The sequence below is a fragment of the Aeromonas sp. FDAARGOS 1411 genome, assembly GCF_019047125.1.
In the GTDB taxonomy this organism is placed as follows: Bacteria; Pseudomonadota; Gammaproteobacteria; order Enterobacterales; family Aeromonadaceae; genus Aeromonas; species Aeromonas veronii.
Genome location: NZ_CP077214.1, coordinates 4,170,001 through 4,190,265, shown reverse-complemented (window position 1 = coordinate 4,190,265; position 20,265 = coordinate 4,170,001). Strand labels below are relative to the sequence as shown.

At 59.5% G+C, this 20,265-nt stretch carries 14 protein-coding genes, 1 tRNA gene and 2 rRNA genes (1 of these 17 only partly in view); 7 read left to right on the top strand and 10 right to left on the bottom strand.

Annotation, left to right across the window (positions count from 1 at the left end):
• Nucleotides 1–13: 13 nt before the first annotated feature.
• Together I6L41_RS19055 and I6L41_RS19050 are read right to left on the bottom strand one after the other, a co-directional pair.
• The gene (locus tag I6L41_RS19055; protein ID WP_216960646.1) at nt 14–1,642 is read right to left on the bottom strand and encodes an alpha-amylase family protein; all 1,629 of its coding nucleotides are present in this window, start codon (nt 1,640–1,642) and stop codon (nt 14–16) included.
• A gap of 109 nt (nt 1,643–1,751) precedes the next feature.
• Nucleotides 1,752–3,719, bottom strand: a complete 1,968-nt coding sequence (locus I6L41_RS19050) for a TonB-dependent copper receptor (RefSeq protein WP_216960644.1) — start codon at nt 3,717–3,719, stop codon at nt 1,752–1,754.
• Here I6L41_RS19050 and I6L41_RS19045 point away from each other — a divergent pair.
• Nucleotides 3,708–3,968 carry a hypothetical protein gene (locus I6L41_RS19045; protein ID WP_127006022.1) on the top strand — a complete coding sequence of 87 codons (261 nt, stop codon included), beginning with the start codon at nt 3,708–3,710 and terminating at the stop codon, nt 3,966–3,968. The two genes, I6L41_RS19050 and I6L41_RS19045, sit on opposite strands and share 12 nt — an antisense overlap.
• Here I6L41_RS19045 and I6L41_RS19040 read toward each other — a convergent pair.
• On the bottom strand, nt 3,965–4,222 hold the full coding sequence (locus I6L41_RS19040) for a DUF2442 domain-containing protein (RefSeq protein WP_005335997.1): 258 nt from the start codon (nt 4,220–4,222) through the stop codon (nt 3,965–3,967). The genes I6L41_RS19045 and I6L41_RS19040 overlap by 4 nt on opposite strands.
• A gap of 258 nt (nt 4,223–4,480) precedes the next feature.
• Here I6L41_RS19040 and I6L41_RS19035 point away from each other — a divergent pair, with 258 nt between their 5' ends.
• Nucleotides 4,481–6,445: an LTA synthase family protein gene (locus tag I6L41_RS19035; protein WP_216960642.1), complete on the top strand. Its 1,965-nt coding sequence runs from the start codon at nt 4,481–4,483 to the stop codon at nt 6,443–6,445.
• 91 nt (nt 6,446–6,536) lie between these two features.
• Here the strand turns inward: I6L41_RS19035 and I6L41_RS19030 are convergent, their stop codons facing one another.
• Nucleotides 6,537–7,007 carry an Lrp/AsnC family transcriptional regulator gene (locus I6L41_RS19030; RefSeq protein WP_005336001.1) on the bottom strand — a complete coding sequence of 157 codons (471 nt, stop codon included), beginning with the start codon at nt 7,005–7,007 and terminating at the stop codon, nt 6,537–6,539.
• 143 nt (nt 7,008–7,150) lie between these two features.
• On the opposite strand from I6L41_RS19030, the gene I6L41_RS19025 reads away from it, so the two are divergent.
• Nucleotides 7,151–7,669 carry a cyclin-dependent kinase inhibitor 3 family protein gene (locus tag I6L41_RS19025; protein WP_216960640.1) on the top strand — a complete coding sequence of 173 codons (519 nt, stop codon included), beginning with the start codon at nt 7,151–7,153 and terminating at the stop codon, nt 7,667–7,669.
• On the opposite strand, the gene metA is transcribed toward I6L41_RS19025, so the two are convergent.
• A complete protein-coding gene (gene metA / locus I6L41_RS19020) occupies nt 7,670–8,617 on the bottom strand; it encodes a homoserine O-succinyltransferase (protein ID WP_042053667.1) in 948 nt (315 codons plus the stop codon).
• A gap of 144 nt (nt 8,618–8,761) precedes the next feature.
• Between metA and I6L41_RS19015 the strand changes: the two genes are divergently transcribed.
• The 4 genes from I6L41_RS19015 to yidA all read left to right on the top strand — a co-directional run bounded on the left by I6L41_RS19015 (nt 8,762) and on the right by yidA (nt 14,044).
• A complete protein-coding gene (locus tag I6L41_RS19015) occupies nt 8,762–10,000 on the top strand; it encodes a DUF3391 domain-containing protein (RefSeq protein WP_204419726.1) in 1,239 nt (412 codons plus the stop codon).
• A gap of 53 nt (nt 10,001–10,053) precedes the next feature.
• On the top strand, nt 10,054–11,202 hold the full coding sequence (locus I6L41_RS19010; RefSeq protein ID WP_216960637.1) for a CinA family nicotinamide mononucleotide deamidase-related protein: 1,149 nt from the start codon (nt 10,054–10,056) through the stop codon (nt 11,200–11,202).
• A 250-nt stretch (nt 11,203–11,452) separates the two neighbouring features.
• On the top strand, nt 11,453–13,120 hold the full coding sequence (locus I6L41_RS19005) for a DUF342 domain-containing protein (protein WP_216960634.1): 1,668 nt from the start codon (nt 11,453–11,455) through the stop codon (nt 13,118–13,120).
• A gap of 114 nt (nt 13,121–13,234) precedes the next feature.
• Nucleotides 13,235–14,044 carry a sugar-phosphatase gene (yidA, locus tag I6L41_RS19000; RefSeq protein WP_216960632.1) on the top strand — a complete coding sequence of 270 codons (810 nt, stop codon included), beginning with the start codon at nt 13,235–13,237 and terminating at the stop codon, nt 14,042–14,044.
• A gap of 109 nt (nt 14,045–14,153) precedes the next feature.
• On the opposite strand, the gene I6L41_RS18995 is transcribed toward yidA, so the two are convergent.
• The 5 genes from I6L41_RS18995 to I6L41_RS18975 all read right to left on the bottom strand — a co-directional run.
• Complete coding sequence (locus I6L41_RS18995; RefSeq protein WP_216960630.1) at nt 14,154–17,237, bottom strand: transglycosylase domain-containing protein; 3,084 nt, start codon at nt 17,235–17,237, stop codon at nt 14,154–14,156.
• A gap of 208 nt (nt 17,238–17,445) precedes the next feature.
• The gene (tmaR, locus tag I6L41_RS18990; RefSeq protein ID WP_005336024.1) at nt 17,446–17,763 is read right to left on the bottom strand and encodes a PTS system regulator TmaR; all 318 of its coding nucleotides are present in this window, start codon (nt 17,761–17,763) and stop codon (nt 17,446–17,448) included.
• Between the two features lie 410 nt (nt 17,764–18,173).
• Nucleotides 18,174–18,250: transfer RNA gene (locus I6L41_RS18985), tRNA-Asp, on the bottom strand.
• A 94-nt stretch (nt 18,251–18,344) separates the two neighbouring features.
• A 5S ribosomal RNA gene (gene rrf / locus I6L41_RS18980) occupies nt 18,345–18,459 on the bottom strand.
• 81 nt (nt 18,460–18,540) lie between these two features.
• Nucleotides 18,541–20,265 (bottom strand): 23S ribosomal RNA (locus I6L41_RS18975); it runs 1,165 nt beyond the window's last position.

Here is a 20,265-nt window from a genome sequence, read left to right as displayed (position 1 = left end):
TGCTGTGGCTGACTTATTGCAGACGCAGGAAACGCCCGCTCAAGGGCGGTATCTCCACCGTTACGCTGCTGCCGCCGATAGCCAGACTCTCGCCACTTTGCAGATCCACCAGCGTGCTGCCGCTGCGCAGTTTGCCCGTCGGCAGGTTGTAGCTGAGCGCCGTGGTGGAGAGGTTTAGCAGGTAGACTATCTGCTCCCCCGCCGTCTGCTTGATGTCACCATAGAGACTGCCCTCGGCCACCAGTTTGACTCGCTCTCCCTGATAGAGAGCGGGGTGCGCGGCACGCATCGCCAGCAGCTGGGCCAGCCACTCTTTCAGCTCGGCCTGTTCGCTACTTGGCACAAAACCGGTGACAGCGGGCACCTTGCCATCGCTGCGGGCCACATGATCGTCGCACAAGCCCTGCGCTGCGCAGTCACCACCAGCCTTGGCGGCAAAGCCCGGCACCTCGTCGCCAAACTCCTCGCCATAGTAGAAGGTGATGGGGCCGGAGCGGGCCGCCATAAAGCTGAAGGCCGCCTTGTGGCGCTGCCAGTACTCGGTCGACTTGAAATTGCCACGCTCCAGCAGATCACCAAAACGCACCAGATCGTGGTTGCCCAGCATCAGGTTCGGCATGGCGTGATTCGGGTAGTTCTCCACCTTGTTCCAGCTGGCGTCGAGCACGCTGGCCCCCTGCCCGCCCTTGCCGGACTCCTCCACCGCCAGTGCCTGCACGATGCCGTAACGCAACGGGAAGTCAAAGGCCGAGGAGAGCGCCGGATTGTCGCTGCTGCCGTAAGCCTGGGCGCGAATGTCGTCAGCCCCCTTCCACACCTCGCCCACCATGTAGCCAAGGGTGCCCCACTGCTGCCCTGCCGCCTTGCGCGCTGCGCTGGCTTGCTCCACCTCGCTGCGAATGGCGCGCCAATCATCCAGCCCAAGCTGATAGGCTTGATCGAGGCGCCATCCGTCGATGCCGTACTGCTCGACCCAGTAGCGGGCTACCTCCTTGAAGTAAGCGAGGCTCTCCGGCTTGCTGTAATCCACCAGCTGACCCGGATAGCCGGCACCGCCGCTGGTGAGGGCTGGCTGACGCCCCTCTGGCGAGGGCTTGCTCACCCCCACCTTGTTGACGTGGCCAAACACCCCGTCGAGGAAGACATAGAGGCCACGCTGGTGCGCCCCATCCACCAGCTGTTTGAGCTTGGCATTGCTGCCAAAGTTGGGATCCACGGTGAAAAAGTCGCAGGCGAAGTAGCCGGTGGCATCGAGCTTGTTATCGCCGCCTTGCCCCGCGCAGGAGTCGAACACCGGGGTGAGCCAGATGGCGTTGACGTTGAGACTCTTGATGTGGTCGAGACTGTCGATGATCCCCTGCAGATCGCCGTTGTGCTGGGAGGGGCCATAGCCGACGCCGTAGTTGGCACTGCCGTCACCATCGGCAAACGACTCCACCATTACCTGATAGATGCGCAGGTTGCAGGCGGGTTGATCGTCGCCATAGCAGGCACGACTGGCCGTGGCGACCGGAGGGTGGGTGACCGGCGGATTGACGACGGGGGGAGAACTCTCCCCACCTGAACTACCGCTGCCGCCGCAAGCCGCAAGTAACAGGGCGGCCCCGAGCAGGCCGCCATAGCGTAACGTTCCCTGTTTCATTGTTATGTTCCCGCTGTGAGAGCAGGCGTCTGATACGCCTGTTTTTCACCATGATAGCGATGCTCACACAGCGGTGTCTGTGACTGAAAACGTTATCTGACTCAACTGGTTAGAGCACACCGGCCGAGGCAAAGCGGTAGTTGACAGAGAGCCAGTAGGAACGGCCCGGCTCGGGGATGCGGCCGCTCTGCTCATAGCCCAACCCGGCCTGACTGGCGTGCACCGACTTGGAGAGGTGCTCGTAGTAGAAGGTGTCGAACAGGTTGTCCACCCCGGCCGAGAGCTGCCACCCCTTGGCAAACTGCCAGGCGCTGCTCAGGTTCATGGTGAAGAAGCCCGGAGTCTCCCCCTGATCCTGACCCGCAACGGTACCGGACCAGAGATCTACCCGATCCTGCGCCGCCACCGCACGCCCCAGTAGGGTAAAGCTCAGCGCCTCGTCCGGCTGCCAGCCCAACGCCAGCTTGCCATCAAGCGGCGGCATCTGGGCCAGCGGCTTGTTGTCGCTCTGGTTTTCGCCGTAGACCACCGCCAGACCACCATCGAGACGCCACTGCTCGGCAAACTGCCAGCGCCCCTCCAGCTCGCCACCCCGGGTCTGGGCATCGATATTGCGCACCTTGTTCGACTTGCTGTTGTAGAGCAGGTAGTCCTTGATATCGGCGCTAAAGAGGGAGAGGGTCAGGTCCAGCTCGCGACTGCGCAGGGCCAACCCCGCATCCCACTGGCGGCTACGCTCCGGGTTGAGGGTGAACGGGGTGCTGTCCTTGCTGCGCTCCCAGTAGTCCGGCGCCCGCTCCGCTTGCCCCCAGGCCAGATAGCTGGACCAGCGGGGCGACCACTGGTACTCGTAGCGGCCAAATCCGCTGTTCAGACTCAGGGTATCGCTGTAGAGGGTCTGTTCACCGGCGCCATAGCGGGTGGTCTCTACCCTATCCTGGCGGTAACCGCCCTTGTAGCTGTGAGCCCCCTGCTGACGACCCAGTTCGGCGAAGCCGCCCTGCTGCTCGAAACGCAGGGTGCGCTGACGATCCTTGGTGGCATAGTCGACCCCACTCCGACTGCGGTGCTGGTCCCGGTTGCTGTCGAGCCCGGCGGTCAGCAGCCAGTCTGCTGGCAAGGCGATGTCGTTGGCCCAGCGACCGCCGGTGTTGCGGCGATCCGGGTTGGAGAGCATCTTCATGCCGCTGTTTGGCCGCAGACTGAAGTTGTCCATGATGTGGTCGATGTAGTTGTCCCACAGAGTCAGCTCGCTGCGCTGCCAGTGAGTGGTGATCTGCTCCTGCTTGAGCTTCAGCCCGAAGGATTCGCGATCAAACATGGGGCCATCCATGGTGCGATCCGCATAGGCGGCGCGGGCATTGCTGCGCTCGGCGGTGAGTTCCAGCCAGGTGTGCTCCCCCGGCGTCCAGCCCAACTGGGCGGTGCCGTTCTCGCGGCGATAGAAAGATCGCACCTTGTTACCGTGACCATCGCGGTAATCGTCGCTGTCGGAGTGGGTGAACTGGCCGCGCAGATAGCCATCGGTCGAACCCGCCGTCATATCCACCATCTGGTCATCGCGACCAAAGCTGCCAAAGAGGGCCGAGGCATCGGCCTTGAGGCCCGGTGCGGTAAACTCGGGCCTGTCCCGCTCGAACAGTACGGTTCCCGCCAGGGTGGCACCCTGCTCGAGGGATTGCGGCCCCTTCAGCACCCGGATCCGGTCAAAGGATTGGGGGAACACATAGGCCGTGGGCGGGTCCATCCGGCCGCCACACCCACCGGCCAGCATGCCGCCATCCATCTGCACGTTGAGGCGGGACATCCCCATCCCCCGCAGTACAGGGTCGCCACCGAGCCCTCCTTTGCGCACCATGCTCATGCCGGTGACATTCTTCAGATAACCGGCGCCGTCGGCAGCGGGCATGGGGGAACCGGGCTTCTTGGGATCCAGCGTCACTTCAAGTGTGCTGGCCGGGCGGGTTGCCACCACCACCATGGGGTCCAGCTGTTGCACCGACTCCTGACCGGCAGCGCCGTGACAGGCGAGTCCACCAACCAGCAGGGCAAGGGGTGTGCGCATATGACAAGCCATACATTTTCCTTATGTATTTGTTTGTTTTGTTATTTTCATTCAACCAACCAAACCTTTCAGCAAGGGAAAGGTTTGCCGTCAGGCCGCAAAAAAGGCCTGCGGCGCGAAAGCGGCAAGCCTCTGTCAGGTGAAGCGAAGGCAAGTTGGCAAAATGTTGCGCAGGTTTTACCCAAGTTGGCTCAGAAAGGCAAACGGGCAAACATTCCAGCAACAGGAATCTGGCGTTGGCTCACAAAAAATGGGGATTAGCTGAAGGCTTCCCGCTCATCAATGGGAGAGATGAGGTGATAGACCTCATGGGCTGACAAGGTACATCCGACGGGCCACTCCAGCTGGTGGTGACGGTTGATGAAGACCCGGGCGCAGTGACGCTCGCTCTCCAGCTTTGCAAACAGCGGCTGGGTTCGCCAGGGGGTCAGATCCAGCACACCCGTAGTGCCATCCGATAACACCAGAAACAGGCGCCATCCCCGCACATACTCGACATCGATAAAGACCGGCATCCCTTCGGCTCCGATTGAGATAATTCGCGGCAATTATAAACACCCATCCCCCATCCATACGCGCTGTGGCTCACATTTTATCCAGCAGGTTATGCTGTGCTCATTAAGCGCGCGACATCACATTTTTAGATGATAAATGTGTTAATTCCGGCTTTTAACAAAATTGAATGCAACCTTAACCCGTTCGATCTGTCATAACCTCACAACAAGTAAAAAACGTCTGTGGACAGGCGCTTACAGTCTCATTCAGGAACAAAAATGACAGATCTAAAACAGCGACTCGGCCCGTTTTGGCCCTTCGCCATCTTCTGCGCGCTCGCGCTTTTCTCTCTCTCTTTCAGCCGAATCGCCCTCGGCCTCTGGCAACTGGAACGGGTGGATGCCGTGGCCGGTTGGCAGGAGATGCTGCTGCAAGGGATCCGGGTCGACTTTGCGACCCTCTGCTGGGTCTGGGGTGTCCCCGCCATGCTCACCCTGCTGCTGGCAGGCCCCCATGCCATCGGTCGGGGCTGGCTGCAACTGATGCGCGTCTGGCTGACCGTCGGACTCTGGCTGATGCTGTTCCTCGAGATCTCCACCCCCTCGTTTGTCACCGAGTATGGCGTGCGCCCCAACCGCCTCTATGTGGAGTACCTCATCTATCCGAAAGAGGTGTTCGCCATGCTGTGGGCGGGGCGCAAAGCCGAGCTGCTGCTGGCTGTACTCTTCAGTGGCGCCGCGCTGGCCGGCGGTTGGTGGCTGAGCGGCCGTCTGGTGCATGGCCTCAGCTTCCCCCGCTGGTATCTGCGTCCGGCCTTCGCCCTGCTCATTCTGGCCATAGGTTTTCTCGGTGCCCGCTCCAGTCTCGGCCACCGCGCCCTGAACCCGGCCATGGTCGCCTTTGCCGAAGATCCGCTGGTCAACTCGCTCACCGTCAACTCCGCCTACTCCCTCTTCTTTGCCATCAAGCAGATGGGCGCCGAGGAGGATGCCGGCCAGTTTTACGGCGAGATGACGGAGCAGAAGGTGCTCGAGGTCATGCGCAAGGAGAGTGGCCGTCCGGCCAGTGATTTCAACTCAGATCTGCTGCCCAGCCAGACCTTCAACCAGGCGAGCTTCCAGGGTAAACCGAAGAATCTGGTGATCCTGCTGCAGGAGAGTCTGGGTGCCCAGTTTGTCGGCTCCCTCGGTGGCCTGCCGCTCACCCCCAACATCGATGCCCTGTCGCAGCAGGGCTGGGCCTTCGAGCAGCTCTACGCCACCGGCACCCGCTCGGTGCGTGGTATCGAGGCAGTACTGACCGGCTTCACGCCAACCCCGGCACAGTCGGTGGTCAAACTCGGCAAGAGCCAGACCAACTTCTTCACCATCGCGGATCTGCTCAAACAACGGGGTTACGACACCAGCTTTATTTATGGCGGCGAGAGTCACTTCGACAACATGCGCAGCTTCTTCCTCGGCAATGGCTTCACCACCATCGTCGAGCAGAAGGATTTCGACAATCCGGTGTTCAAAGGGTCATGGGGGGCTTCCGACGAGGATCTGATGGCCAAGGCCGACGAGACCTTCAAGGCGTTGCACAAGGAGGGTAAACCCTTCTTCAGTCTGGTGTTCAGCTCCAGCAATCACGATCCGTTCGAATTCCCGGACAACCGCATCGAACTCTTCGAGCAACCCAAACAGACCCGTAACAACGCGGCCAAGTATGCGGATTACGCCATCGGCGAATTCTTCAAGAGGGCGAAACAGTCCGAATACTGGCAGGACACCCTGTTCCTGGTCATCGCCGACCACGACAGCCGGGTCGGTGGCGCCAGTCTGGTGCCCATTCCCCGCTTCCATATTCCGGGGGTCATCGTGGGCGATGGCATAGTGCCGAGAAAGGATTCGCGTATCGTCAGCCAGATCGACATGGCGCCTACCCTGCTCTCCCTGATGGGGATCAGTGCCGACTACCCCATGCTCGGCAAGGATCTGACCCGTATGCCCGCCGACTGGCCGGGGCGCGCCATCATGCAGTACGACAAGAACTTCGCCCTGATGCGCGGCAAGGATGTGGTGATCCTGCAACCGGAACGGGCGGCAGAGGGCTATGTCTACGACAATGCCAGCGAGAAGCTGACTCTGGCGGCGCAGCCGGACGCCTTGAAGGAGGATGCCCTCGGTCTTGCCCTGTGGGGCAGCATGGCCTATCAGAAGAGTCTCTATCAGACGGCCAAGGATGAACGCACCGCCGCCAATTGAGCCACCCGTACTGATTCAGCCGATAGCAGAATGGAAAAAACCGCCAGCTGGCGGTTTTTTCTATCTATTCATACTGTCGGCCCACTGGCCGTTATGGCTGGGGAAAGCAGGGCAGGGAGCGGCTGAACTTGTGCTCGAATACCAGCGAGGTTTCGAGGTGCACCACCTCTTCGCGGGAGGTGAAGTGATCGAAGACAAAGTTGCGCAGGTGCTCGGTATCTGAAACACAGAGGTGCACCAGAAAATCATCCTTGCCGCCCATGTGGAACAGGCTGATCACTTCGGGTAGCGCCAGAATGGCATCGCGGAAGGCATCGATGATCTGGCGGCTGTGACGGGCCAGCTGCAGGGAGACCATGGCCTGAATGTGACCACCGAGGGCCTGATAATCCACTTCGCAGTGCGCCCCCTTGAGCACGCCATCCTGCTGCAGCTTGCGCACCCGCTCCAAACAGGTGGAGGGGGCAACGCCCACCAGCGCGGCCAGATCCTTGTTGGTCATGCCCGCATCCCGAAACAGATGGGCCAGGATATCCAAATCCAGTTGATCCAGGTTTCTCATCTTAACTCCTTGAACCGCTCAATTTTTTAGACTCTGCCCGTAAACCGAGGCAAACACAACGGCCATTGACATCCCCCCTGCCCCGCCTATCCTTGGCGCCATTCATCGGTCGCAGCCCTGCGGCCACCACGCGAGGATCCGCCATGCACCCGTATCACCCCTTCTGGAGCCTTGAGGTTCCCCGTGTCGACGGTCAGCTGCTGCTGACCCCCTGCCCCGGCACCCAGCAGGTGCCGCTGACCCTGGCGCTCGATCAACTGCGGTTGGCCGGTGCCCACGGAGTGGTGACCCTGATGACAAGCGCCGAGTTGATCCGACTCGAACTGGCGCAGCTCGGCCAGCAGGTCAAGCACGAAGGAATGCGCTGGTTCCATCTGCCCATCGAGGATGATCTGGCACCCGATGCCGACTTCGAGGCTGCCTGGCAACAGGCGCTGCCACAGCTGCGCGAGCTGCTGGGAGATGGCAAACATCTGGTCATCCACTGCAAAGGGGGCAGCGGTCGCACCGGTCTGGTCGCCGCCGCGCTGCTGATGACCCTCGGCCAGCCACAGCAAGAGGCGATGGCCGCCATCAAGGCCCACAGACCCAAGGCGTTTACCCTGGCCTGCCACCGCCAATGGCTCGACCAGCTGGCCGAGCGGCTGGCGCAGGGCGACTGACTACTTGCCTCCCTGGTCGTAGGTGAAGACCTTGCCGATATCTTCCACCCGATAGCTGGTGAGCTGATAGACGTAGTAGTTGAGCCAGTTGGCAAACAGCAGATGACCATGGCTGCGCCAGCTGGCGCGCGGCGTCCGGCTCGGATCATTATTCGGGTAGTAGTTGACAGGAATGGCCGGGTCGAGCCCTGCCGCCAGATCCCGCTGATACTCCCCGTCCAGCGTCAGGGCATCGTACTCCGGGTGCCCGGTGACAAACACCTGACGACAATCCTTGGTCGCCGCCAGATAGACTCCCGCCTCTTCTGACTCGGCAAAAATCTGCAAGTCGGTCTGGGCACGGATCAGATCGCCATCAAACGCCGCGTAACGGGAGTGCGGGGCGACAAACTCGTCATCGAAACCGCGCAGCAGCGGCTCGTGCTCATCGAGGCGATGGTGGCGGTAAACCCCGGAGAGCTTCTCGCCGTGGGTCTGCTTCTCCATACCATACAAGGCTTTCAGCGCCGCCTGCACCGCCCAGCAGAGGAACAGGGTGGAGGTGACATGCTGATGGGACCACTCGATGATCTCGACGATGCGCGGCCAGTAGACCACCTCCTCGAACTCCACCAGCCCGAGCGGCGCCCCTGTGATGATCATGCCGTCGTAGTTATTGCCACGCACCTGTTCGAAGTCGTGATAGAAGTTCTCCAGATGCGCCTGAGGCGTGTTCTTTGACTCCCTGTCATCGATGCGCAGCAGATCCACATCCACCTGCAGCGGCGAGTTGGAGAGCATCCGCATCAGCTGGATCTCGGTCTCAATCTTCTTTGGCATCAGGTTGAGGATGAGCACCCGCAGCGGACGGATGTTCTGGGTGACGGCCCGGGATTCCGTCATCACGAAGATGTTCTCCTGCCCCAGCACTTCGGCGGCGGGTAACTGATCCGGGATCTTGATCGGCATGCTTACTCCCTGTACTGCATCAGTAAATATGTCTGGACATCCAGAAGCCTATAATAAAGCTCCTGCCCTGTCATCAGATACCTTTTGTATTCACCCCCGCCTTTGACTAGCATACGGCTCAGTGTGTCTCCTGCTTCCAAGATAATGACCGGTATCAAGATTTCCGTAGATCGACTGCAAGTCGGCAACTATGTATCCCTGCCACTGGGGTGGCGCGAACACCCGTTCCTGTTTTCCAGCTTCAAGATCAAAAGTGAAGAAGAGATCGAGCTGATCCGCCGTCTCGGCCTGAAACTGGTCACCATCATTCCCGACAAGAGCGACGTTCCGCCCAAGCCCCTCAATCAGGTACAGCCTCAGCAACAAGAGAGCGCAGACGCCGCCCAGCGCCAGGCCCAGATGCAGCAGGAGAAGGATCGCCGCATCGAGCAGTTGCAACTCTATCGCCGCAATCTGCAGCAGTGCGAGAAACAGTTCCAGCAGTCGCTGGCGCAGGTGCGCAGCGTGATGAGCAAGATCCAGTCCCGCCCCCTCAATGCCATCGGCGAGGCGCAGGAGCTGGTCAACGCCATGACCGAGCAACTGCTCTCGGTGGACGAGATGGTGCTCCATCTGGTCTCCGACAGCGAGGATGGCAACAACCTCTACTTCCACTCCCTCAACGTCAGCGTGCTCAGCATGCTGCTGGCCAAGGAGTGCTGCATGACGGCCGACGAGATCCGTCAAGTCGGCATGGGAGCGCTGTTCCACGATATCGGCAAGCTGAAGATCCCGAGCCAAATCCTGCGCAAGACCGATCCGCTCACCAAGCCGGAACAGAACCTGATGGCCCAGCACCCGCGCTACGGGCTGGACCTGCTCAATCTGGCCAAGGATTTCCCGGCCGAGGCGAAGGGGATCGTGCTCCATCACCACGAATATCTCGATGGCAGCGGGCCGGAAGGGCTCAAGGGTGGCCAGCTCGATCCGCTGACCCAGATGGTGTCGCTGATCAACGAGTACGATAACCTCTGCCACATGCAGGCCAAGGTGCCCTACTCGGCCCTGAGCGGCCTCTACAAGCAGCGCAAGGCGCAGTTCAATCCGGAGTACCTCAGCATGCTGATCCGGTTGATGGGGATCTACCCCCCCGGCAGCGTGGTGCAACTCTCCAACGGTCAGGTGGGGCTGGTGATGTCGGTCAACGCTTCCCGCCTGCTCTACCCCTCGGTGCTGGTCTACGATCCGCGCATTCCCCGTCAGGAAGCGGCCATCATCGACCTGCAGCAAGCCGAACTGTCGATCGCCAAGGTGATCCACCCCAAACGGCTGCCACCCGCCGTGTTCGAGTACCTCAATCCGCGTACCCGGATCAGCTACTACTTCGAGCACAACAAAGCCTGATTGTGTTGGCCCGAGGCCAACCGTTGCCACCCGTTTAATCCAAGGAGCCTGCCATGCGTATCGAGATCATCAGTACCGGAGACGAAATAGTGACGGGTCTGGTGGTGGATACCAACGCGGCCTGGCTCAGCGCTCTGCTGCTGGAACAGGGGTGGCAGGTGCGCCGTCGCCTGACGGTGGGTGACAACCTCGCTGACCTGAAAACGGTGCTGCAAGAGAGTGCCAGCCGCGCCGAGGTGGTGCTGGTGTGTGGCGGGCTCGGGCCCACCGCCGACGACCTCACCGCTCAGGCTGCCGCTGAAGCCTTTGCCCAGCCGCTTACCCTTTTCCCCGACTGGCTCGCTACCATCGAAGCGCGCTACGCCAGCCGTGGCCGCCCCATGGCACAAAGCAATGCCAAACAGGCATGGTTGCCACAGGGGTGCGAAATCCTCGACAACCCGGTCGGCACCGCCTGCGGCTTTGTGGTGCGAAGTGGCCAGAGTCAGCTCTTCTTCACCCCGGGCGTGCCGTTCGAGTTCAAACAGATGGTGCGCGAGCAAATTCTGCCGCGCCTCAAACAGCTGGCCGGGGCACAAGTCGATACCGAGCTGCGTCGCTTTTACACCTTCGGCGTCTCGGAGTCGGCGCTCAGCGATATGCTGGATGCTGAACCCTGGCCAACTGGTATTGAGCTGGGTTACCGCTCCTCCATGCCCCTTATCGAGCTGAAACTGATCGGCCACGGCGCCAGTGCCGCTGACATGGAGAGTGCCGAGCGCCGACTGCTGGATACGATCCGCCCCTGGCTGGTTGGCAGCGGAGATACGGAACCGGCGCAGCAGATCCTCGAGCTGCTGCAAGGCAAACCGCTGGCTCTGCTGGAGGGAGAGAGTGGCGGCGCCCTGCTGGCGCTTTGTCACAGCCATCCCCGGCTGGAGGCCAACTTCAGTACGCAACTGGCCGATGAGCTGGCACAACTGCCGACCGCCGATGCGGGCCTGCAACTGACCATAGGGCGAGAGGGCGCAGAGGGGGTGCCACTGCTGCTCAGCGCCGATGGCAAACACATCGGTCAGACGGTCAAGGTCAGCCACCCCGACCCGGAGAGTCGCCGCAAGATCCTCGCCTTTGCCGCCCTCGACATGCTGCGCCGCCATATGCTGGGTGAGCCGGTGCTCGGCGATTACCTCACCCTGGCCAGAACAGCCCAGCGCAGCTGATAACCACCGCCCCTGCCAACGACCCTATGTTGCTGGCGCTGCGATCTGTCTTTTCACACCATTGCCAAACAGAACCCATATTTATCCGGCCGCCATCACCGATTTGACTTCAATTCATTGACCATTCAGAGGAAATATCTGAATACTGCCCACTCTCAGGGTTGGTGACTCGCTTTATTAATCATTGAGAGATTAAATGACAGTAGAGGAGCGAGCCGATCGTTCCGTTCTCATTCAGCAAGGAGATGCGGTGTTAAGCAAAGAGTGGTTGCTGCTATCAAGCGATATGGAACTGGTCTGCCTGCGGATTGCCGCCGGTCTCACCAAACCTGTCACGGAACAGGATGTGCAGGCTCTGCTGCTCGCTTCCAACTGTCGCCGCTATCAGCCGCTGCCCGAGGGGATCAAACAGGCTATCAGCCTGCTTAATACCCTGCTCACCAACCCTGCCGCCCCCGTCCCTGCCAACCCCATCCCCATCGGCAAGCGTCAGGATGCCCGACTCGCCGTAATAGTGGAGAAGGATCGCATGAGCGCCATCGCCCAGATCACTGCCGACTGGGGGGGCAAGTATGTGACGCTGGAACAGCTGAAAGAGGCGATCGCCATCAGCGAAATCAAACAGGGGGTAAGTGAGCAACTGCTCACCGCTGCCATCCAGTCAGCCAAGGAGGCCGCCCCCGGCAGTCAGCTCAAGCTGGTGATTGCCAACGGCCAGCCTGCCGTCAATGGTCAGGACACTCGCTATGAGCGGCTGGTGGAGACCCCGGCCGAACGGATCCTCAAACCGCAGGAGCTGGGTCATGGCAAGGTCGACCTGCGGGATCTCGGCTCCATCGTCACCGTCAAGGCAGGCGCTCCGCTGATGCGCCGTCATCCGGCCACCGTCGGGGTACCCGGTTTTACCGTGACCGGTCAGGAGCTGCCCGCCAAGGATGGCAAAGACAGTCCGATGAGCGCTGGCGAGGGCACCTTCATCTCCCCCGACGATCCCGACCTGCTGATTGCCGGTCGGGCTGGCCTGCCCTGTCAGGAGAAAGCGGGCATGAAGGTGGACGAGGTGCTCAGCGTCAAACAGGTTGATGCCCGCCACGGCCACATTGATTTTGAAGGGGGCTTAATCGTCAGCGGCGACGTCAACCCGGGCATGAAGATCAGGGTCAGCGGTGATATCGTGATTGGCGGCTTTATCGAAGGGGGCTGGATCGAGGCAGGGGGCAGCATCACGGTACGCCACGGCATCATTGGCCGCCGCAACGAGCAGGGAGAGTATCTTTGCCAGCTCAATGCTCAAGGGGAGATCCACGCCAGCTACGCCCAGTATGCCCAGCTGGAAGCGGGGGGCGATATCCAGATCCAGAGCCAGCTCAGCCACTGCTACTCCCGTAGCGGACAAGACATCAAGGTAGGCGATAGCAACATGCGCAAAGGCACACTGCTGGGGGGCACCAGCATTGCCAATCGCCTGATCATGGCCCCCAGCCTGGGGGCCGAGGCCGCCAACCATACCCGGCTGCAGATCCTTGGCGGCTACTTCACCCACAAGGAGCAGGAACACCAGCTCAAGTTGCACCAGCAGGCGTGTCAGGCCCAGCTGGAGAAAATCAAGGAGCTGGTCATGAAGTTGCTGCAACTGCCCGGCGACAAGCGCAATCCGGATACCCTGCGCAAGCTCAAACCGATCCGGGACCATCAGCTGGCCGAGCTGGCCCAGCTCGATGAGCAGCTCACCGCCAACCAGGAGGAGCTGCGAAACTTGATGGCTCAGATGGAGGTCATTGCCACCCAACACCTCTACTCCGGCATCGAGGTCGAGATGGCCAGCTTCAAACGCAAGGTTACCATCACCCGAGGCCCTACCCGTCTGACCATCCATGATGAAACCCTCGAGATGACCCCTTACGAGGGACACAAATAGCTCAACCGGCACGGACTGCTCGCTGTATCGTCCGTGATCCCGCCGTCGATTTTCGCTACACTCGCCACTTCCTTGGCCCCACCGGGCGGGCCACCCAGACTCAGGTAGTGAGAGATGTACAAGCTGATCGCATTGGATATGGATGGCACCCTGCTCAACCCGCAGGGCCAGATTACTCCCCGCACCCACGCCGCCATCAGCGCCGCGCGCGCTAAAGGGGTAACCGTAGTACTGGCCTCCGGCCGCCCGCTGGAAGGGATGAGCCGCTATCTGGAAGAGCTCGGCCTCACCACAGAGCATGACTACGTCATCTGCTACAACGGCGCCCTGGTGCAACAGGTGGCCGATCAGCGCATCATCCGCAGCCAGCTGCTGACCGGCAGTGACGCCAGCGCCGTCGCCAAACTGGCTGACGAGCTGGAGGTGAACGTTCATGGTTTCTCGGTCACCCAGGGCCTCATCAGTCCCCGTGTCAGCACCTACACCGAGCACGAATCCCGCCTGATCGACATGCCGATCAATCTGATCGACTTCGCCACCCTGCCTGCCGACGAGCAGATCATGAAGGTGATGATGATCGACGAGCCGCCCCAGCTCTCCCGCGCCATCGAGCGACTGCCTGCAGAACTCTATGAGCGCTATACCGTGGTACAGAGCGCCCCCTTCTTCCTCGAGTTCATGAACAAGCAGAGCAACAAGGGAACCGGCGTGGCCGCACTGGCCGAGCACCTTGGCCTGACCGCCGATCAGGTGATCTGCGTCGGGGATGCGGGCAACGATCGCCACATGATCGAATACGCAGGCCTCGGGGTTGCGATGGGCAATGCCACCGACGAGATCAAGGCGCTCGCCCAGCACACCACTGCCCGCAACGATGAAGATGGCGTGGCTCAGGTGATCGAGCAGTTCGTACTGAACGCCTGATCGCAATCGAGCGCTGCTGCGTCCGATGAGGAAATAAAAACGGGGAGGCTGTCAGCCTCCCCGTTTTTTCTGGTCAGCTATCTGCGTGATGAGCGGTAATTCGTGCGCATCACTGGTTCGCCAGACACTGGGTATGGGAGCCCGGTTGCAGGTAAGGCGTCAGCAGGGGAGCCATCCCCTTGAGCACCTGCACCGGCAGCGCCGAGGTGAAACGGAACTTGTCAGACTGGCTACCCGGTACATAGGCGGTCAGGGTACCGAAGTGATCCTCACCCAGATAGAAAACGAAGGTCGCGGTGCGGTTGCGCGCCAGTGAGCTGGTCACGTTGCCATAACGACCCACGGTTTCAATCCGGTTATCCCCGGTTCCGGTCTTGCCCCCCATCTGCAGCACAGTGCCATCCGGCAGGGTAAAGGCACCGGCGATACGTCTTGCCGTGCCCCCTTCAACCACCTTGGAGAGCGCACTGCGCAGGGCGGCCGCCACCTCTGCCGGCATCACCCGGGTACCCTCGGTGTGCTGCGGCTCAAACTCGGTCTCGAAAGGAGTCCCCTTGGCGAACGAGAGGTGCTCGATACGCAAAGTTGGCGAGCGGACACCGCCATTCTGGATAATCCCCATCAGCTCGGCCAACGCTGCCGGACGATCGCCAGAGCTGCCCAACGCGGTCGCCAGCGAAGGTACCAGATGATCAAACGGATAACCGAGCTTGGCCCAGCGCTGATGGATATCGAGGAAGGCTTCCACCTCCAGCATGGTGCGGATCCGGCTGTCACGAGCACTGCGATGGCGAGTCTTGAACAGCCAGCTGTAGACCTCTTGCCGCTCGTCACGACTGGCCGCCACCGCGTCGGCAAAGGTGGCCTTGTCGAACTCCTTGAGATAGGCCAGCAGCCACAGCTCCAGCGGGTGAACCCGGGCGATATAGCCCTGATCCGGCAGTGAATACTTGCCCGGGCCATAGCTCACATAGAGCTGATTGACCCGTTTCGCACTCAGCTTCTCCCGCGGCAACCGCTCCGCCAGGAAGGCAGCAAATGCGGCTTCGCTGGCTTCCGGCATCAGGTAGCGGTGAACCGCCGCCAGACGTACCGCACTCGGCTTGAGACCGTCGAGGAAGGTATCGAGCTGCTCCTCGGGAGTCTTGCCGCGATATTTGCGCCAGAAGCGCAGCAGATAGGTCTGGCCCTCTTTGTCAGCAAATTTGGCCAGATACTCCTGACGACGTGGATCCTTGTCATCCTTGAGCAACTGGGCACGGTTGCCCTCCTTGTAGAGGCTGTAGCGCACGATATCGCGCATCAGCCGCACAAAGGGCAAGTTAATCGACTCACGCAGAGAGTCACGCAACGTCGGAATACGATTGTTATCCTCGCGGCGGAAGTTGTTGAAGGTGTGCATGCCACCACCGGTAAAGAACCCTTCGTTGGGGCTGGCGGAGTATTTGCGATCCAGCGCCGCTTCCAGCATCACAGGCAGGCTCTTGTCCTGAGCCGTCATCAGATAGGAGATGGCCCAACGGCTGAGGTTGTCCTGAGAGACGGCAGCCAGCTTGCGCAGATTCTCGACCGGCATCCCGGCATAGTTGTCGTGCAGCTCGGCCACGATCTCCAGATAGGTGGTCAGCACCCGCAACTTGGCGGTTGAGCCCAACTCCAGCTTGGAGCCTTCATTGATATCGAACGGCTGATCGGTGTTATCGGTCTGTACCCGCACCTTGAACCCTTCCGGCGACTTCTCGAACAGGGTGAAGCTGTAGCGCACATCGCCCGTCTTCTCCGGCGAGAGCAGGCGCTCACCAAACAGTCCCACCTGAGCGGCAAACGTCGGGTCGGCTAGCTGTTGCAGATAACGGGAGACTTCGTTCTGCAACGGCATGTTGAGGCTAGTATCGGCGGTCAGATCCATCCGGTCGAGGTCATAGAGCTGCACCCCGAGCTGACGGCTCAGGCGAGTACGGGCAACCTGCAACCCCTTGTTATTGTTCACCCGGGTGATAGCCGGGGACTGCAGGAAGTCACGGAACGTAATCTTGGCCTTGAGCGCCGCCTCCATCAGAGGTGGCGTGATCATTCCCTCCTGCACAAACAGGCGCAGGTAACTGTCGGTCAGGGTAGCCAGCGCCTCTCGCCCCTGAGCCAGATAGTAAGAGGGACGGCGGTGCGCAATCATCAGCGAGACCACCTGACGCAAGGCAAGCCCCTGTTCGGCCAGCGGTGCGTTCTGGTTGCGGGCGGGGTCCAGCAGACGGTTCACGTCATCGACATTGGCACCAAACCAGACCCAGAGGCCATCTCCCAGACCATGCACTTCACCATATCCTGGCGCAGCCGAGAGCGGCACCGAGTTGAGATAGGCCCAAGCGACCAGTTTGCGCGCTTCGAGGGTTTCCGGCCCGAGACGATAGGCCCGCACGCTGGCAGAGGCCATCTGACGGATCTTCTCGGTCGGCGACAGGGTCAGGCCATCCGGCGAGTGGCGATACTTCTCCACCTGGGTCGCCAGGGTACTGCCACCGGCAGATTGATCCTGCATATCGAGCGCCTTGCCCACTTGAGAGAGTGCGGCCTTGGCAAAACGGGGCCAATCGACCGCCGGGTTGGCCAACGGCTCTTCGTTGCTCAGCAGATCGCGGTTCTCGATAAACAGCAGCGACTGGATGACGAGCGGTGGAATGGAGTCAAAATCCGGATAGTGATGGGTCGGATACTTGAATTGATAGAAGGGCTCGGCGCGGCAATCGTGCAGCGTCAGTCCGGCCTGCACCTTCTCGGTATAGGGCACGAAGAAGCCACGACTGGCGTAGTCATAGAGCGCGTCGGAGAAATGCACCTGCTTGCTGACTTCATAGCCCCGCTGCAGCAGGCGCTCCTGCATCATCGGCAGTTGCACATAGCCGAGCCGCTTGTCGAACGGGCCATCCTCAGGGAAAGCGATCTGCTTGCTCTGGCCGGGCTCGACCTGATAGGTGAGCTTGGCGGCATAGCGGGAGATCTCCTGAGATTGCAGCTTCGAGGTTTTCATCTCATAGCCAACCAGAGCGATCACCGCCCCCAGGCACAATAAAAAGAGAAAACAGAACAGCCAACGCCACCAGGGACGACGCTTGCGCTTTGGGTTCCCGTCCGAGGTCTGGACAGATGAATCTTGAGATGCCACTTGTGTCAAATCCGTCTGTTCTGATGCGCCCATATCAGCCCCACCATGGTTGCGCAATTTATTGTGTTTCACTCAAGCTTAGTCTTTTCAAGTCAATGGCTTGAAACTATTGACCGCTTTGTAGTGATGGTAACAGGGCAATTCTAAAAAGGGGAGCCGATTGTTGCAGGAGTGGCAGAGATCCGAGCTGATAACAAAACACCGGCCAGTGGCCGGTGTTTCTTAAGCGAAAGCGCAACGCTTATTTGTGAGAGCTCATGCCCTTCAGCTTGGTGCTCAGCTCTTTACGCTCTTTGGAAAGCTCGGCGTTCTTGATGATGTGGTCATCCACGCGCTCTTCATAGTCGGCACGCATGTTGGCGATGATCGCCTGCACATCATCAATGCTCATGCCCGGCTTGATATAGTCGCTCAGGTTGTCGAGCAGCAGCACGCGCTTCTGGTTGTCACGGATCTTCTTCTCGTTATCCGCAATTTCACGCTTGAGTTTGTTCTGGCGACGGGACATACGCACATATTCCAGTACATCGCTGAAGGTGGACTTGTTTACTTGTTCCATATCGATACCACTGACTTAAGGTTGATAAAAACTGGCCAAGTTACACCTGGAACCCGGCAAACTCGGCGCGGGACAGGCAAACTCAAGATGCCCTTACTCTACCGAGTTATAAGCGAGATACAACCCTAATCGCGCGCCATGAACAGAGTTTGGCCAAAAGTAAACCAGTTAAAATGGCCAGTAATCCATCAGATAAGGGGTTGATATAGATAGAAAATGGTGGAGGTGACAGGGTTTTAGTTCTCTTCCTGCAGATAAATGCTAACACTGGCTGTTTAATACGCTAAAAATACCAAAGCCCGGTTATGAACCCGGGCTTTGTGTTGGTTCCGGTGTGCAACCATCGGGGGAAGTTGGTAAAAATGCCCATAGCAAAAAGGCCTTCCCATCAGGGAAGGCCTTCAAATTAGTGGCGGAGCGGACGGGACTCGAACCCGCGACCCCCGGCGTGACAGGCCGGTATTCTAACCGACTGAACTACCGCTCCGCATTCGGTTAGCTTTCGCTAAATCTTCTGCTGCTTCTTCTGAGGTATCATCCTCGCAGCCGGTCATGTCTTTCACATCACCGTTTAATTGGGTGCCTGGCAGTGTCCTACTCTCGCATGGCGAATGCCACACTACCATCGGCGCTACCGCGTTTCACTTCTGAGTTCGGCATGGGATCAGGTGGTTCCACGGCGCTATTGCCGCCAGGCAAATTCTTCAATCTGAGAAAGCTGACGTAAGTAATTCGTTCGTATTTGCTACAAGCCTTAGAACACTTCTTGGGTGTTGTATGGTTAAGCCTCACGGGTAATTAGTATGGGTTAGCTCAACACATCACTGCGCTTACACACCCCACCTATCAACGTTGTGGTCTCCAACGGCCCTTTAGGACCCTCAAGGGGTCAGGGATGACTCATCTCAGGGCTCGCTTCCCGCTTAGATGCTTTCAGCGGTTATCGATTCCGAACTTAGCTACCGGGCAGTGCCACTGGCGTGACAACCCGAACACCAGAGGTTCGTTCACTCCGGTCCTCTCGTACTAGGAGCAACTCCCTTCAATCATCCAACGCCCACGGCAGATAGGGACCGAACTGTCTCACGACGTTCTGAACCCAGCTCGCGTACCACTTTAAATGGCGAACAGCCATACCCTTGGGACCGACTTCAGCCCCAGGATGTGATGAGCCGACATCGAGGTGCCAAACACCGCCGTCGATATGAACTCTTGGGCGGTATCAGCCTGTTATCCCCGGAGTACCTTTTATCCGTTGAGCGATGGCCCTTCCATTCAGAACCACCGGATCACTATGACCTACTTTCGTACCTGCTCGACCTGTCCGTCTCGCAGTTAAGCTGGCTTATGCCATTGCACTAACCTCCTGATGTCCGACCAGGATTAGCCAACCTTCGTGCTCCTCCGTTACTCTTTGGGAGGAGACCGCCCCAGTCAAACTACCCACCAGGCACTGTCCGCGAGCCCGATTCAGGGCCCTGCGTTAGAACATCAAACATACAAGGGTGGTATTTCAAGGACGGCTCCAGCGCAACTGGCGTCACGCCTTCAAAGCCTCCCACCTATCCTACACATGTAGGTTCAATGTTCAGTGCCAAGCTGTAGTAAAGGTTCACGGGGTCTTTCCGTCTAGCCGCGGGTACACCGCATCTTCACGGCGAATTCGATTTCACTGAGTCTCGGGTGGAGACAGCATGGCCATGGTTACACCATTCGTGCAGGTCGGAACTTACCCGACAAGGAATTTCGCTACCTTAGGACCGTTATAGTTACGGCCGCCGTTTACCGGGGCTTCGATCAAGAGCTTCGCTTGCGCTAACCCCATCAATTAACCTTCCGGCACCGGGCAGGTGTCACACCCTATACGTCCACTTTCGTGTTTGCAGAGTGCTGTGTTTTTGATAAACAGTCCCAGCCATCTGGTCACTGCGACTCCCGACAGCTCCATCCGCAAGGGACTTCACCATCAAGAGCGAACCTTCTCCCGAAGTTACGGTTCTATTTTGCCTAGTTCCTTCACCCGAGTTCTCTCAAGCGCCTTGGTATTCTCTACCCGACCACCTGTGTCGGTTTGGGGTACGATGACTTGTAATCTGAAGCTTAGAGGCTTTTCCTGGAAGCAGGGCATCAATGGCTTCCACACCGTAGTGTGTTCGTCTCGTGTCTCAGCGTTGTGTCTGCGGATTTGCCTACAAACACCACCTACGCACTTTCACCAGGACAACCGTCGCCTGGCCCACCTAGCCTTCTCCGTCCCCCCATCGCAATTACAAGTCGTGCAGGAATATTAACCTGCTTCCCATCGACTACGCCTTTCGGCCTCGCCTTAGGGGTCGACTCACCCTGCCCCGATTAACGTTGGACAGGAACCCTTGGTCTTCCGGCGAGGAGGCTTTTCACCCCCTTTATCGTTACTTACGTCAGCATTCGCACTTCTGATATCTCCAGCATACCTCTCGATACACCTTCGCAGACTTACAGAACGCTCCCCTACCACTCACA

Coding starts and splice junctions, on each gene's coding strand:
- I6L41_RS19035 (WP_216960642.1), top strand. CDS start 4,481: ATGACAGATCTAAAACAGCGACTCGGCCCGTTTTGGCCCTTCGCCATC.
- I6L41_RS19055 (WP_216960646.1), bottom strand. CDS start 1,642: ATGAAACAGGGAACGTTACGCTATGGCGGCCTGCTCGGGGCCGCCCTG.
- I6L41_RS19040 (WP_005335997.1), bottom strand. CDS start 4,222: ATGCCGGTCTTTATCGATGTCGAGTATGTGCGGGGATGGCGCCTGTTT.
- I6L41_RS19015 (WP_204419726.1), top strand. CDS start 8,762: ATGACCGGTATCAAGATTTCCGTAGATCGACTGCAAGTCGGCAACTAT.
- I6L41_RS19025 (WP_216960640.1), top strand. CDS start 7,151: ATGCACCCGTATCACCCCTTCTGGAGCCTTGAGGTTCCCCGTGTCGAC.
- I6L41_RS19010 (WP_216960637.1), top strand. CDS start 10,054: ATGCGTATCGAGATCATCAGTACCGGAGACGAAATAGTGACGGGTCTG.
- I6L41_RS19045 (WP_127006022.1), top strand. CDS start 3,708: ATGACAAGCCATACATTTTCCTTATGTATTTGTTTGTTTTGTTATTTT.
- I6L41_RS19030 (WP_005336001.1), bottom strand. CDS start 7,007: ATGAGAAACCTGGATCAACTGGATTTGGATATCCTGGCCCATCTGTTT.
- I6L41_RS19050 (WP_216960644.1), bottom strand. CDS start 3,719: ATGGCTTGTCATATGCGCACACCCCTTGCCCTGCTGGTTGGTGGACTC.
- yidA (WP_216960632.1), top strand. CDS start 13,235: ATGTACAAGCTGATCGCATTGGATATGGATGGCACCCTGCTCAACCCG.
- I6L41_RS18995 (WP_216960630.1), bottom strand. CDS start 17,237: ATGGGCGCATCAGAACAGACGGATTTGACACAAGTGGCATCTCAAGAT.
- tmaR (WP_005336024.1), bottom strand. CDS start 17,763: ATGGAACAAGTAAACAAGTCCACCTTCAGCGATGTACTGGAATATGTG.
- metA (WP_042053667.1), bottom strand. CDS start 8,617: ATGCCGATCAAGATCCCGGATCAGTTACCCGCCGCCGAAGTGCTGGGG.